Origin of the sequence: Epilithonimonas sp., assembly GCF_032054305.1 — a bacterium.
In the GTDB taxonomy this organism is placed as follows: domain Bacteria; phylum Bacteroidota; class Bacteroidia; order Flavobacteriales; family Weeksellaceae; genus Epilithonimonas.
Genome location: NZ_DAMBSX010000004.1, coordinates 180,896 through 195,408, shown reverse-complemented (window position 1 = coordinate 195,408; position 14,513 = coordinate 180,896). Strand labels below are relative to the sequence as shown.

The 14,513-nt window shown below is 35.6% G+C and carries 11 protein-coding genes; 7 read left to right on the top strand and 4 right to left on the bottom strand.

The features are described from left to right. The first annotated feature begins 22 nt into the window (after nucleotides 1-22). Complete coding sequence (locus RTX21_RS10030) at nucleotides 23-4,153, top strand: PKD domain-containing protein (RefSeq protein WP_312767294.1); 4,131 nt, start codon at nucleotides 23-25, stop codon at nucleotides 4,151-4,153. A 56-nt stretch (nucleotides 4,154-4,209) separates the two neighbouring features. Here the strand turns inward: RTX21_RS10030 and recJ are convergent, their stop codons facing one another. The 3 genes from recJ to RTX21_RS10015 all read right to left on the bottom strand — a co-directional run bounded on the left by recJ (nucleotide 4,210) and on the right by RTX21_RS10015 (nucleotide 8,536). After that, nucleotides 4,210-5,922 carry a single-stranded-DNA-specific exonuclease RecJ gene (gene recJ / locus RTX21_RS10025; protein ID WP_312767293.1) on the bottom strand — a complete coding sequence of 571 codons (1,713 nt, stop codon included), beginning with the start codon at nucleotides 5,920-5,922 and terminating at the stop codon, nucleotides 4,210-4,212. Nucleotides 5,923-6,014: 92 nt separating this feature from the next. Further along, entirely contained in the window at nucleotides 6,015-6,914 is a 900-nt protein-coding gene (locus RTX21_RS10020) for a T9SS type A sorting domain-containing protein (RefSeq protein WP_312767292.1), read from the bottom strand. A 131-nt stretch (nucleotides 6,915-7,045) separates the two neighbouring features. After that, nucleotides 7,046-8,536, bottom strand: a complete 1,491-nt coding sequence (locus tag RTX21_RS10015; protein ID WP_312767291.1) for a catalase — start codon at nucleotides 8,534-8,536, stop codon at nucleotides 7,046-7,048. 112 nt (nucleotides 8,537-8,648) lie between these two features. Here RTX21_RS10015 and RTX21_RS10010 point away from each other — a divergent pair, with 112 nt between their 5' ends. The 6 genes from RTX21_RS10010 to RTX21_RS09985 all read left to right on the top strand — a co-directional run bounded on the left by RTX21_RS10010 (nucleotide 8,649) and on the right by RTX21_RS09985 (nucleotide 13,465). Further along, complete coding sequence (locus RTX21_RS10010; protein ID WP_312767290.1) at nucleotides 8,649-9,602, top strand: hydrogen peroxide-inducible genes activator; 954 nt, start codon at nucleotides 8,649-8,651, stop codon at nucleotides 9,600-9,602. 201 nt (nucleotides 9,603-9,803) lie between these two features. Continuing rightward, on the top strand, nucleotides 9,804-11,084 hold the full coding sequence (gene metK / locus RTX21_RS10005) for a methionine adenosyltransferase (RefSeq protein WP_312767289.1): 1,281 nt from the start codon (nucleotides 9,804-9,806) through the stop codon (nucleotides 11,082-11,084). A 141-nt stretch (nucleotides 11,085-11,225) separates the two neighbouring features. After that, nucleotides 11,226-11,699, top strand: coding sequence for a hypothetical protein (locus RTX21_RS10000; RefSeq protein WP_312767288.1), 474 nt, complete (start codon nucleotides 11,226-11,228; stop codon nucleotides 11,697-11,699). A gap of 218 nt (nucleotides 11,700-11,917) precedes the next feature. Then, the gene (locus RTX21_RS09995; protein ID WP_312767286.1) at nucleotides 11,918-12,508 is read left to right on the top strand and encodes a sigma-70 family RNA polymerase sigma factor; all 591 of its coding nucleotides are present in this window, start codon (nucleotides 11,918-11,920) and stop codon (nucleotides 12,506-12,508) included. A gap of 44 nt (nucleotides 12,509-12,552) precedes the next feature. Further along, nucleotides 12,553-12,690, top strand: coding sequence for a hypothetical protein (locus RTX21_RS09990; RefSeq protein WP_312767285.1), 138 nt, complete (start codon nucleotides 12,553-12,555; stop codon nucleotides 12,688-12,690). Nucleotides 12,691-12,766: 76 nt separating this feature from the next. Further along, entirely contained in the window at nucleotides 12,767-13,465 is a 699-nt protein-coding gene (locus tag RTX21_RS09985) for a YjjG family noncanonical pyrimidine nucleotidase (protein WP_312767284.1), read from the top strand. Nucleotides 13,466-13,519: 54 nt separating this feature from the next. Here the strand turns inward: RTX21_RS09985 and trpS are convergent, their stop codons facing one another. Next, nucleotides 13,520-14,488 (bottom strand): tryptophan--tRNA ligase, encoded by a 969-nt coding sequence (trpS, locus tag RTX21_RS09980; protein WP_312767282.1) that lies wholly within the window; start codon nucleotides 14,486-14,488, stop codon nucleotides 13,520-13,522. Nucleotides 14,489-14,513 lie beyond the last annotated feature (25 nt).

Sequence of the window (14,513 nt, the reverse complement as noted above, 5' to 3'; positions counted from 1 at the left end):
AAATTTACCACGATAAACACAAATGATGAAAACTAAATTACTCTTTTGGCTTGCATTCTTTTCTATAGGAATGCGGGCTCAAAACATCAATTTTCCGGATGCGAATTTTAAAGCCATTCTTTTGTCCTCTTCTCCAAGTAATACAATTGCAAAAAATTTAAGTGGAAATTATTTTGCCATAGATGCAAATGGAGACGGGGAAATCAGTATGACTGAAGCCCAAGCTGTAAGTGACATAAAAATACAGCCAAAGATGATTGATTTTGGTGGTGGGTATCAAGAGCCGGACTTCAATGAAACAGATCCAATTGCGGATTATGGGGGCATTAATTATTTTATCAATGCCATATCTATAGAACTGTCCAGGATTGCAACGCCCACGAGTGAAATAATTATATCGGGACTAGGCCAATTAAAGAGCTTCACATCTGGCTTTTATAATTCTGACCCTGGAAAAGTATCTCTAACCAATCTTCCTAATCTGGAATCACTTTATCTTTCTAGTATAGAACTTGCGAATGGGGATGTTATCCCACAGCTCAAAAACCTCAGTTTGAGTTATGGCACTTCCCCCAATAATTTATTTTTGGATAAGATTCAGAATGCTGATTTGCTGGAAAATCTCACTCTCAATAGTGACAGTTTCTATTTTGATCCATCTGAAGTATTGATACTCAATAATCATAACAATCTGAAATCGGTCAGTATCTCTAATATAGGATTTGATAACATAGATCTCAGCCACTGCGATCAACTGACCACAGTTTCGATAAATGGAAATTTCCAGATCTATAATCCGATGCAGATTGGGACATTGGATGTGAGTGATTGCCCATTACTCTCCAATTTGAATCTCATTAACAATGCTTCAAATAACAATTCTGGGATAAGCGAATTGATTGCTAATAACTGTAGTAGTTTGGAAACAATCAAATGTGATTCCCAATTTTTACAGGTTTTACAAGCAAATAATTGTGCCCTGCTTTCATCGATAGACTTGTTTGCGGGTAATGATTTTATCATAAGCAATGTTCCAAATTTGAAGAGCATTATTGTACAAAGATTCAAAGGGGATTCTTTTGATGCCACCCCTATTGTTAATTTGGAAACTCTAAATCTAGATTATATTGTTTATAGTTCCAATCCTTATTTTAATAATTTTGGACCCCTTAGTGATCTCAATGTTAAAAGTAATTTGTTACTTAAAAAACTAAGTCTTAATAATCAAATTCTTACTGCATTGGATGTAAGTAATTTACAAAACTTAGAAACACTGTCGACAAGAGTGAATTACGGTGTGATTGGAGATCCGCAACCTGATTTTAATACGAGTTTTTTACATCTGTTGAACGCAGAAAATTGCATTTCTTTAAAAAATTTAGATATCACGGGGCAGATGGGCTTGCTCAGTGCCAATTTCAAAAATTGCCAATCCTTAGAAAAGTTCAATTATCTTTTTGCAATGGGTTACAACCATTCAGAACTGAATAAATTAAATTTTGAAAATTGCTCTTCTATTACAGAAATAACAGCAGAGCAAACTGAACTAAAGGATTTAAATATTAAAAATTGCTACAATCTGAAAACTTTGAGTGTCGGCGGAAATAATCTGGAGACATTAAGTTTTGATAATACTCTTAAAATTGAAAATCTTTATATTGGAGATAGCAAATTATCTACAATAGATGTGTCTTCTCTGGAGCATCTTAAACTGATCTATTGTCCTGATTCAAAATTCTCAACACTAGATTTTTCTCAGAATAAAAAATTAGAAATTATTGCTTTGATGAACAATCCTAATTTGGAATCTCTTTTCATCAAAAACGGAAAACAACAATATATAGAAGACTATTCTGGTGCATTTTCCAATACAAGCCTCAAGTATATCTGTGCAGACGATTCGGAAATTGAAGAAATAAAATCAAATTTAGCACTAGCTGGAATAACAGCCAATGTGAATTCCTACTGCTCCTTCACACCAGGCGGAAACTTTAATACAATCTCAGGAACTGTAAAAATAGATACCAACAACAATGGTTGCGATACTTCAGACAATCCTTTCGAATTCTTGAAATTGAAAATCAATGACGGAACAACTTCTGGAGAAACCTTCGTTCAACAGAATGGAAAGTATGAATTCTATACACAGGCGGGCAATTTCAATATCACTGCTCTTGCGGAAAATCCTGCTTTATTTACGATTTCTCCGGCTAATTTTTCTACGAGTTTTGCAGATTCCAACAATAATGTTTTCACCCAGGATATTTGCGTAACAGCTAATGGAACTCAAAATGACGCAGAAATTGTGATCGCGCCACTTACCGGAGCAAGACCGGGTTTCGATGCAACTTATAAATTGGTTTGGAGAAACAAGGGGAATACGACATTGTCAGGAAAGGTTGTTATCAATTATGATCATAATAGAATGGCCTTCCAAAGTAGTTCCCTCCCATACTCGGTAATCAGCAATGGTACGATAGAATTCAATTATAATAATTTGAAGCCTTATGCTAATGAGGCTACAGAACTGATTTTTACCATCAATACACCAACCAACCCTACAAACCCGGTGAATTCCGGTGATACTCTTTCGTTCAATGCGCAGATCACACCCAATGCGAGCGATCAGACTCCGGAAGATAACAATTTCAAATTCGATCAGACTGTTGTCAATTCATTTGATCCGAACGATATCACTTGTATGGAAGGAGAGATCATGCCTACGACTGCTGTTGGTAAATATATGCACTATGTTGTTAATTTTGAGAATACTGGGACGGCAGAGGCGGAAAATATCGTTGTAAAGATGAAGATAGACCCAGCAGAATTCGATATCAATACTTTGCAATTGCAGAATGCTTCTGCGGATGTTACTACTGTAATTATTGGTAACGAGGTAGAATTTAGATTTAAAAAAATAAAGCTGAAAGCTGGTGGACATGGTAATGTATTATTGAAAGTAAGATCGGTTACAAATCTGCAGGAAGGTGATACTGTGGACAATAGTGCGGATATCTATTTTGACTATAATTTCCCTATAACTACCAATGAGTATGTTACTACAATATTGGACGAGCATTCTGTATTAAATGCTAAAATCAACTACGAAGCGACAGATTTTACATCAAATAATTATAAAATCAATTTTGATGCAAGTCTTAGCACGGGAGATATTGTTTCATATACTTGGGAATTCCCGAATGCGACATCTGTATCTTCAACCTCTGATATTAAACCTACGGTGACTTATAATAACGCTGGAAACTATACTGCTAAACTGACTATTTCTGATGCGGACAATAATTTATCTGTAAGGACTGTTTCTTTCAAAATAGGTAATACCGTGGCGGATCTTTCTACTGGAAAGGATAATAATGGTAATTTCATTGCTGTTGATGCGGATGATGATGATTGGAAAGGATATGATATCAATGGAACGGAGATTACTCCTAAGATCAGAACGACCTATACAGGATGGAGTTATGCGGATATGTCGACCGGTGTCAATAGCCGATGGATAAGCCTTAATAATTTCGAAGGATACTATAATTATAAGAGTAGAGTATTCACAATTCCAAATAATGCTACAGACGCTAAGCTGAATTTAAGGAGCCTGTCTTTTGTCAGAAACTGGACCTATCTGGTAAAAGTGGAAGCAGACGGAAGTGAAACAGAAACAGAGATCACAAGAACACAATGGTATAGTGATGGTTTCAAAGGTTGGGTAAACAGCAGAAGTCCAAAAGTAGATAACTATGCATTATCCCCGGGAACATATTATATCAAAGTTTTGGTGTATTCTAATAATTCTACTGTAAGAGAATCTTTGGATGTCAATGCTATCGTGACAAGTTCTACAGGTCTTATGAATGCTAATAAGTTAGTTCCGCCAACAATAACGCTTCAGAGCCTGGAGCCGATAAAGCAAAGTGTGAGTGTATATCCAGTTCCTACACATGGCGAACTAAATATTGATAGTGATTCTGAAATATTATCTGTGGAGGTTCATGATGCGGTTGGTCGTATTTTGCAAAAGAAGCATTTTGCACCATCAAAAAGGGTAAAATTCACCATCAATAATGGTAAAGGTATTTATTTCTTAAAGATTATGACGAAGCAAGGAGTAGTCAATCAAAAGATAATCAAAGAATAGAAAAGAATCCTTATCAAATAAAAACACCCGATTCAGTTTTGAGTCGGGTGTTTTTATTAATTATGAAATTTAACATCTCGTATATTCAGAAAATGAGAAACATTTCCTTTCCAGTGATTTTCCTCAATTGTAAATGCCAAATCAAAGCTTTTTGTTTTGAAATCTTCTGTAAATTGCCCGAAACGGAAGCCTACACATTCGACATTCCTTCCGGTATTCGGTTGAGAAATATTGAATTTGAGATGAGAACTTTCTTTTCCCATCAATCTTACGTAGCCATTGACTTTTACATTCTTAAGAACCAGGATAGGTTTCATATTCTGAGGTCCAAAAGGTGCTAATTTTCTATGAAAATTAATGAATTCTCTATTCAGATCTTCAGGTTTTACAATACTATCCACATAAATAGTTGGTTCTTTTTGATGTTCCTGAATATTATTTTTTACATAATCCTCAAACTTGATCTTGAATTCCTCAAATTTCTCTTTTTCCATTGAGAGACCTGCAGCAGCCTGATGACCACCGAATTTCATAAATAGGTCAGAACAGTATTCCAGTGCTTTATGAATGTCAAAATCAGAGACGGATCTTGCGGAAGCTACCAGTTCGCCATTATTACCTTCCGTAAAAACAAGTGTTGGCTTAAAATAGTTTTCTATTAATCTTGAAGCGACAATCCCAATTACACCTTTGTTCCAGCTCGGATCATATACAATTGTAGAATAACATTCGGTTTTCTGTAGCTCAAGGGCTTGGCTCATTGCAGATTGGGTGATGTTGACATCCATCTCGCGACGTTCATCATTCAGATTGATGATCTCATCCACGATTTGCTGAGCTTGTTTCAGGTTGTCCGAGATCATTAGTTCAACTGCTGCTTTTGCATGAGAAATCCTTCCTGCTGCATTGATTTTTGGAGCAATATCAAAAACAATGTTCGAAATTTCAAAATGAGCCAACTTCTCTTCGGGAATCAAAAGTCTTAAACCAAATTTTCTGGTTTTCCTGAGGAATTTCAATCCTTGCTTTGCGAGAACTCTGTTTTCCCCGGTCATTGCAACAATGTCGGAAGCGATACTGATTGCCAAAAGATCCGTCAATTCAAATAACTCACTTTCCGGGATTTTGTAAATTGTATTAAGGCCTTGGCAAAGTTTGAAGCCAACACCACATCCGCTGAGTTCTTTATAAGGATATCGGCAATCTTTTCTTTTTGGGTCCAGAACCGCAATGGCTTTTGGAAGTTCTTCGCCTGGTAAATGGTGGTCACAAATGATAAAATCAACACCTACAGAATTGGCAAGGTCAATTTTATCAATGGATTTGATTCCGCAATCTAATGCGATGATCAAAGAGAATCCATTTTCTTTTGCAAAGTATATGCCTTCATCGGAGATGCCATAACCTTCAACATTTCTGTCGGGGATATAGAATTCAAGATATTTTTTATCGACAATTTTACTCAGATAAAGATACATCAATGCAACAGCCGTTGTTCCATCAACATCGTAATCACCGTAAACTAATATTTTTTCCCCGTTTTCTATCGCCGTTGCAATGCGTTCCACCGCTTTTTGCATATCAGCCATAAGGAAAGGATTATGTATGTCGGTGCCGTTTGGCTTGAAGAATTCGCGTGCTTTTTGATAATTGTCAATGTCACGCATGACTAGGATTTTGGATTCTAAAGTTCCAAATCCTATCGAAGAAATCAGTCCGTCAACAATCTCTTCATCAGGCTCGGGTTTATAGATCCATTTTTGACTCATAGTTACAAAAGTAATGAAAAAAAACGGCTTGGGAAATTAAAACGGTTGCCAAATCATCAGCAACCGTTATTAAAATTTAAAGAAAATTGAGTTTATTCTTTAATGATTTTTTTAGTCTCGGTTCCGGAATCAGTTTCTATAGAGATCAGATAATTTCCTTTTGGAAGATTTGAGATATTGATTCTTGAAAACTCATTATTTTCTGTTTTTACCAACGAACCCAAAGCACTATATAATTTGACAGACTTGATTTTTTCATCAGACTTGATATTAATAAAATCAGAAGTAGGATTTGGGAAAATATTGATTTGAGTTTTATTAATTTCAGAAACCGAAAGTTGGTCCATATCTTTAATAATGATATTATCCACGATAAAACCGCTGCCGTCGTTATCAAATTCGAAATTCAAATCGTTCGCTCTTACAACTTTTGTTCCTAGAGAAGAAGTGTGCACTAATTGATTATCAAGATAATATTTTACATTTTTTTCTGTAACGTGGTCTATCTCAATTCTTAAGTTGTACCATTTATCGGGAACCCAACTTCCGAGATCTAAAAAATTAACATCACTATCGGCGTACAGTTTTCCGCTGTACATAAAATTAAATCCACCAGCCCAAGAGTAATTCCCATTATTATTATAATACAATGACAGCATATAATAATCCGAGCTGTTCAGTTTCTCCAACTTTACGTCTGCTGAAACAGAAAGCCTGTTATATTCTGGGATTTTTTTGAAAAGAAATGTGAAGTTTTCAGTATAGTTATTGGTGCTGGTTACTTCGACAGAATTATTTCCATCTGTTGCTTTCCCGGTGACAACTTTGAAATTGTTGTTCGGAACATTATCTGTTTTCACAGTCCATTCTTTTTGACCGACAACTGTTGCAAGATTGTAACCTTCGGAAGTTTCAAAAGAAATTTTTTGCTGGCCAAAACTTGAAACCGAAAATAGAGCAGCTGCTAAAAATGGTAATAAAGTTTTCTTCATAGATTAAATTAAAGGGAAGCGAATTTAAAGAAATAATTATTAATTTGCTTGTGATCAATAAAAAAAACCTTCCGAAAAATCGAAAGGTTATATTTGAAAGTCTTTATTCTATCAATCTATTATCTCTGAGTCTACTTAGCGTGATTCATCGCATTAGCATCAATGTTTACACCGAGTCCTTGCGCAACTCTCATTCCCAGTTCAATATTAGCTCGGAAGAAATGACAAAGTTGGCGATTGATAATTTCATCACGTTTTGGACCATCGATTCCGCTCATATGTCCAACAATGTTATTGACCAAAGCTGTTCTTGCCTCTTGATTTAGAGCTTTTGTGTAGAATAATCCGGGTTGCGTGTAATGGTCATCATCGTTTTGATTTCTGTCGTAATGAGCAACGTGAGAATTGTCCAAATCATAGTCCAAAGCTTTGTGAGATTCGCTTGGTTCTACATCACTGAAGCTGTTTGGATAATAATTCGGTTTGTCCCCATAATCCGAATCGTCTGCCATGAAACCTCCTCTTTGGAAATTATTCACGGCAAAAGGACATTTGTTAACTTCAAGTTGATGAGAGTTGACACCAACTCTGTATCTATGCGCATCAGCATAAGAGAATAGCCTGCCCTGTAACATTTTGTCCGGAGAAAAACTGATGCCGTCAACCAAATGACTTGGCGCGAAAGCCGATTGCTCTACATGAACGAAATAATTTCTCGGAACTTCATTCAGTTCCATTACACCAACTTCTTGTAACGGAAATTCATCTTGGAACCAAACTTTTGTTACATCAAACGGATTCCAGCGCCATTCTTTCGCTTGTTGTTCCGTCATGGTCTGGATGTAAAGCGTCCATTTGGGGAAGTCTCCTTTTTCGATGGCATTTACAAGGTCTTCCTGAGAAAAATCAGGATTCTCGCCTTTCATTTTTGTAGCTGCTTCATCAGAAAAATTCTTGATGCCTTGTTGTGTTTTGAAATGGAATTTCACCCAAGTTCTCTCATTATTTTCATTGATCATAGAAAAAGTATGGGAACCAAACCCGTGCATGTGTCTGTATCCATGAGGGGTTCCTCTATCGGACATCAGAATCAGTACCTGATGAAGCGATTCCGGATTCAAAGACCAGAAATCCCACATCATAGTCTTGCTTTTCAGGTTGGTTTTCGGAACACGTTTTTGGGTGTGGATAAAATCGGGGAATTTTTTTGCATCCTTAATAAAAAAAACAGGAGTGTTATTTCCTACCAGATCCCAGTTTCCGTCTTCTGTATAGAATTTCAAAGCAAAACCTCTCGGGTCTCTTTCTGTATCTGCACTTCCCATTTCTCCACCAACTGTCGAGAATCTCGCAAACATTTTGCAAGAATTACCAACTTTTGAAAACAATTTTGCTCTTGTATATTTGCTAATGTCGTGCGTAACTGTAAAAGTTCCATACGCACCGGAACCTTTGGCATGGACAATTCTTTCAGGAATCCTTTCTCTTACAAAGTGTGCAAGATTCTCCTGAAGAACGAAATCTTGTAACAGAACCGGCCCTCTTGGTCCAACAGTTTGTGAATCCTGATGCTCGTAATATGGTGAGCCAACGGAATTTGTGAGTTTTTTCTTGTTTTCCATATTTTAGATTTATGATTTAATTCATTTGTTGAGAGACAAAATTCGATAAAAAAACTTATTCATGAAACAAATTAATAAGTATATTTGTAATAGATAAAATTAATTACAAGTCGTGAATATCCAACAACTAGAATATCTGATTGCAGTAGATAAATATAAGCATTTTGGTAAAGCTGCACAAGCTTGTTTTATTACTCAGCCAACACTTAGTGCGATGATTCAGAAATTTGAAGATGAGCTCGATGTAAAAGTTTTTGACAGAACAACGCATCCGATCAGAACAACAGACGCAGGAGCTGAAATCATCAAGGAGGCTCAGAAAGTCATCGATTCTGTAAATGAACTGAAGAATAAAGCTAATTTCCTAAACAATATTCTTGCGGGTAAACTGAATCTCGGGATCATCCCGACTGTTTCAAGCTATATTCTTCCAAATGAGATCTTCAAATTCCTTCAAAATAATCCACAGATCGAATTGAATATCAAGGAAATGACCACAGAAAGTATAATTAAATCTTTGAAATCCGGAGAGCTGGATGCAGGAATCATTTCAACGCCATATTCTGCTGCGGATGAGTTTTATCAGGATTTTCTTTTCAATGAGGAATTGATGTTGTATTCTGCAAATCAAGAAGCCGGTGTGAAGAAAGATTGTTTTGTTGTTCCGGAAGATATTGATGTGGACAAAGTTTGGCTTTTGGAGGAAGGGAATTGCCTTAGAACCCAGTTCGAAAATATCTGTCATTTGAAAGAAAATTCTTTGAAACCAAATAACTTGGAGTTCTTGGCTTCCAATATCAATACATTGATCCAAATGGTTGACAAAGTAGGTGGCATCACTATTCTTCCGGAAATGGGAATTGAGCAATTGTCAACTGAACAGAAACAAAAAGTTTCCAGATTTATTAAGCCGTTTCCTTTCAGAGAGATCAGTTTGATCTATTATAAGCCGACTTATAAGCAAAAAATCATTGATGAATTGATTTCCGAGATCAGAACATCCATGGAGCAGAGACTTAATTATTACAAGGATCAGGAAAATTATGTCAGTATCAAGCCTGAGTAAATTCATACCAGATTAATAGGAATTGATTTTGAAATCTAAAAAATAGTATGTATTTTTGCGGTCGAATTTTGAATAAAGGAGGAGAACTTTGACTGATTGCAACCTCAATAAAAAATGCTAAAACAGATTTTTCTCTTTTAGTTCCTTTTTGCAATCGTCATTTTTTCGACTTCGAAATATAAAATACAAAAGGAATAATTTATGTCTTATTTATTTACGTCCGAATCAGTTTCTGAAGGGCATCCGGATAAAATTGCAGATCAGATCTCTGATGCGCTTATTGATCATTTCTTAGCATACGATAAAAACTCGAAAGTTGCTTGTGAGACTTTGGTTACAACTGGTCAGGTAGTCTTGGCTGGTGAAGTGAAGTCTGAGGCTTATCTTGATGTTCAGCATATTGCAAGGAATGTGATCAACAAGATCGGTTATACAAAAAGCGAATATATGTTCAATGGTGATTCTTGTGGTGTGATCTCCGCGATCCACGAGCAATCTCCGGACATCAATCAAGGTGTTGACAGAACTTTGGATGAAACCGATTTCGAAACCAGGGCCAATGCTCAAGGAGCTGGAGATCAGGGAATGATGTTCGGTTATGCAACCAATGAAACTGAGAATTATATGCCTTTGGCTTTAGATCTGGCACATCAGATCCTTAAAGAATTGGCGGATCTAAGAAGGGAAGGAAACGCGATTCCATACCTTCGTCCAGATGCAAAATCCCAGGTTACAATAGAGTATTCTGATGACCATAAACCAATCAGGATCGATAGTATTGTGGTTTCCACACAACATGATGATTTCGGAAGCGAGGATGCGATGTTAGCGAAGATCAAAAAAGATATTATCGAGATCTTGATCCCTAAAGTGAAAGCTAAGCAAAAACCGGAGATTCAGGAATTATTCAATGGTGATATCAAATATCATATCAACCCGACCGGAAAATTTGTGATAGGTGGTCCTCACGGCGATACTGGTTTGACGGGAAGGAAGATCATCGTTGATACTTACGGAGGAAAAGGGGCTCACGGAGGTGGTGCATTCTCTGGAAAAGATCCAAGTAAAGTAGATAGAAGTGCAGCTTACGCGACAAGACATATTGCTAAAAATTTGGTTGCTGCAGGTGTTGCAGATGAGGTTTTGGTACAGGTTTCTTATGCAATTGGTGTTGCCGAGCCTTGTGGGCTTTATATCAATACGTATGGGACTTCGAAAGTTGGGATCAACGATGGGGAATTAGCAAAGAAAGTTCAGCAATTGTTTGATCTGAGACCTTATGCGGTTGAGAAAAATCTCAAACTCAGAAATCCTATCTATTTGGAGACTGCAGCTTACGGACATATGGGCAAAGATTATTACGTAGCAGATAAAACTTTCAACAAAGGACAGAAAAATGAATTAACTTTGAAAGATCTGGAATTCTTCACTTGGGAAAAACTAGATCGGGTAGATGATATCAAAAAAGAATTTGGATTGTAATCTTGTTTCTTAGAAATATTAAAACTGCTTTGTCTTTGGACGAAGCAGTTTTTTTTGTTTTCAATTCCTAATATTCTTTTAAAATATCTGATGTTTCCAAAATCTCTTTTGTTATTTTTGTCGTATATAAGATTAAGAAAAATGAAATCAAAAATTTATATAATCATTCTGCTGTTTGCTTTTTGTGGAGTCGCAAAGTCACAATTGACAATGCATAAGTTCATCAATGTCGGATACGTCTACCAAAATCAAAGTTTTGGAGAAGTTGGAGGAAAACTTTTGTTTTTGAGTAATGATGATGTTCTGTTCCGAGTTGGTGCATCTGCATTAATGGGCTCTGCCAATAATAAATTTGCGATAATGCCAAAAGTGAACGCTGATTTTTTACTGAATTTCCAGAAGAACGTCGATTTTTATCACGCCCATTATTTTATTTTGGGAGCAGAAGCAACGAACAAATATGTTGCTCCAAAAGTGGGTTTCAGTCTTTTTGGGATTTTGGACCTGACAGGCGGTTATGGATTTTCTCTTGATAAAGACGGATTAAATGGTAAAGAACTAAAAGGCCTTAATGTCAATTTCACAATAAATATCCCATTAGTTGTGATAAAATGATTTAACTTTTTAAAATTATTTGAATCAAATTAAAGAAAAACGAAAGTTTAACAATTCATTAACATTTCGTTTTAAGTTTTTTATTATTTTTACAGACCTAAATTAAGCGTATAGAATAAATTTACTTCAAAAAAAAATAAAATAGATCGAATCTGCCGAATTAGTTATTTTATATAATTAATATTTGGTCGGGTTCTATACTTAATGAAGTAAAAGTTATGAAAACGCAAACTGATAGCCAGCTGATTCTACAGTATCAAAACGGTGATGAAAAATCACTTTCTTATTTGATAAACAGGCACAAGAAAGATCTTTTCAATTTTATCTATTACAAATTGATGGATGAGGATCTTGCAAATGATATCTTCCAAGACACGTTCATAAAAATAATTGTAACTCTTAAGGAAAGACGTTATAAAGAAGAAAATAAGTTTATTCTGTGGGCAAAGCGGATTGCTCATAACTTGATAATTGACCATTACAGATTGCAATCTAAAAACATCAAGATCTCTGAAACGTCTTTTGAGAATGAAGAGTTCTCTATTTTTGACATTATAAAAGAGCCTGAAAATAATATTGAGGATAAATTGATCGATAATCAAATTAATGAGGATTTGCTAAAGATGCTGGTAATGCTGCCGGATAACCAACAAGAGGTCATCAAATTAAGATTTTTTGACGGGCTAAGCTTTAAAGAGATTGCAGATCATACAGATACAAGTATCAATACCACTTTGGGCAGAGTGAGATATGCACTGATCAATCTTAGAAAAATAATGGAGGAGCATAAAATTATTTTGACAAAATAATAATAAAGTTTTTTTTTTGGCGTTATTCTTGTAAAAGTCTGCCTATGAAAAAAAACGACACTTTAACTAAAAAAGCTTTGATGCCCAAAAAAGAAATAATTGATTTTCTATTGAATTATTCCAAGAATATTCAGGTACTGAAAACGAAGAACAGAAAAGCTATTTTGGTTTCGAAAAATTAAAGTTTTTTGATTTTAATAATTGATTTATGATTTGAACTTTCCTACGTGGATCAAAAAATGATTAGATTTGTGCCTTATGAAAAACGTAAGGCACATTTTTTTTGATCTGGACAATACACTTTGGGATCACCGCAAAAATGCGTATCTAACAATAAAGGAGTTGTTTAAGAATCAGAAGATCTCTGAAAAATATAAAATCGATTTCGAAGAATTTCACAGTACTTATCATATCATCAATGAAAGACTTTGGGAGCAGATTCGGGATGGTGAAATTGATAAAGAATATCTGAGAAATCATCGTTTTTATGACACGTTTCTGAATTTTGGAGTGGATGATGCAAATCTTGCAGATTATTTCGAACATCATTTCTTAGACGAAATTCTGAAATATAATGAGTTGGTTGATGGCGCTTTAGATTTGCTCAATTATCTGAAAGACAAGAATTATAAAATGCATATTATTTCCAACGGTTTCCAGGAAGTGACAGAAAGAAAATGCATTTTATCCGGAATTGCCGATTTTTTTGAAACGATTACAAGTGCAGATTCTGTCAACATCCGAAAACCAAGACCAGAGATTTTTGAATATTCTCTCAATCTTGCAAAAGCTGAAAAAAATGAAAGTATTCTAATTGGAGACGATTGGATTGCTGACGTAAAAGGAGCGCAAAACTTCGGAATTGATATTATTTTCTTCGATGTTTTGGATGAAAATCCACTGGAAGAAGGTTTGAAATTTGTCAAACACTTATCAGAAATCAAACAATATTTATAAAAAAGAAAAGCCTTTCAAATTTGAAAAGCTTTGTTATTATTTTAAAGTTCAGAATTAAATTCCCAGACTTTCTCTGACTCTTTTAATTGTTTCAGTTGCAATAACTCTGGTTTTTTCTGCGCCTTCTTGCAATTTAGCTTCCAGCTCATCCAAATTGTTCATGTAGTAAGTGAAAGTTTCTCTTTCTTTCGCAAATCTTACAAGGATCAAGTCTAAAAGTTCTTTTTTCGCATGACCGTAACCATAATTTCCAGCCAGATATTTTGCTCTCAATTCTTCAGTTTGTTCAGGCGAGGCAACCAATTCATAGATTGCAAAGGTCTTATCAGTTGACGGGTCTTTTGGTTCTTCCAGCGTTTTGGAATCTGTTTCAATTGACATCACCTGCTTTTTCAATTCTTTTTCCGGCAAGAAGATGTTGATGATATTTCCTCTGGATTTTGACATTTTGTGTCCATCGATTCCGGGAACATATTTGGTGTTTTCCTGCAATTCTGCTTGTGGCAAAACCAAAACTTCACCCATTTGATTGTTAAATCTTGAAGCTACGTCACGGGCAATTTCCAAATGTTGCAACTGGTCTTTACCAACAGGAACAATTTCTGCATCGTATAACAAAATATCTGCCGCCATCAAGATTGGATAGGTAAAAAGCCCAGCATTCACGTCTTGTAATCTGTCTGCTTTATCTTTAAAAGAATGCGCCAAAGTCAACCTTTGGTAAGGAAAAAAACACGACAAATGCCAGGATAATTCGCAGGTTTCCGGTATGTCGCTTTGTCTGTAAAAAAACGTTTTTTCTGTGTCTAGTCCGCAGGCAAGCCAAGCCGCAGCAATCTCATAGGTATTTTGTTTCAGCTCCTTTGCATCTTTGATTTGCGTTAAAGAATGCAGATTGGCGATGAAAAGAAAAGATTCATTTCCTGCTTGTTTTGATAATTCGATTGCGGGGATGATGGCTCCCAAAAGATTCCCCAAATGTGGGGTTCCGGTGGCTTGTATTCCGGTTAAGATTCTAGACATTTTTTAATTATAATTTGTACAAAAA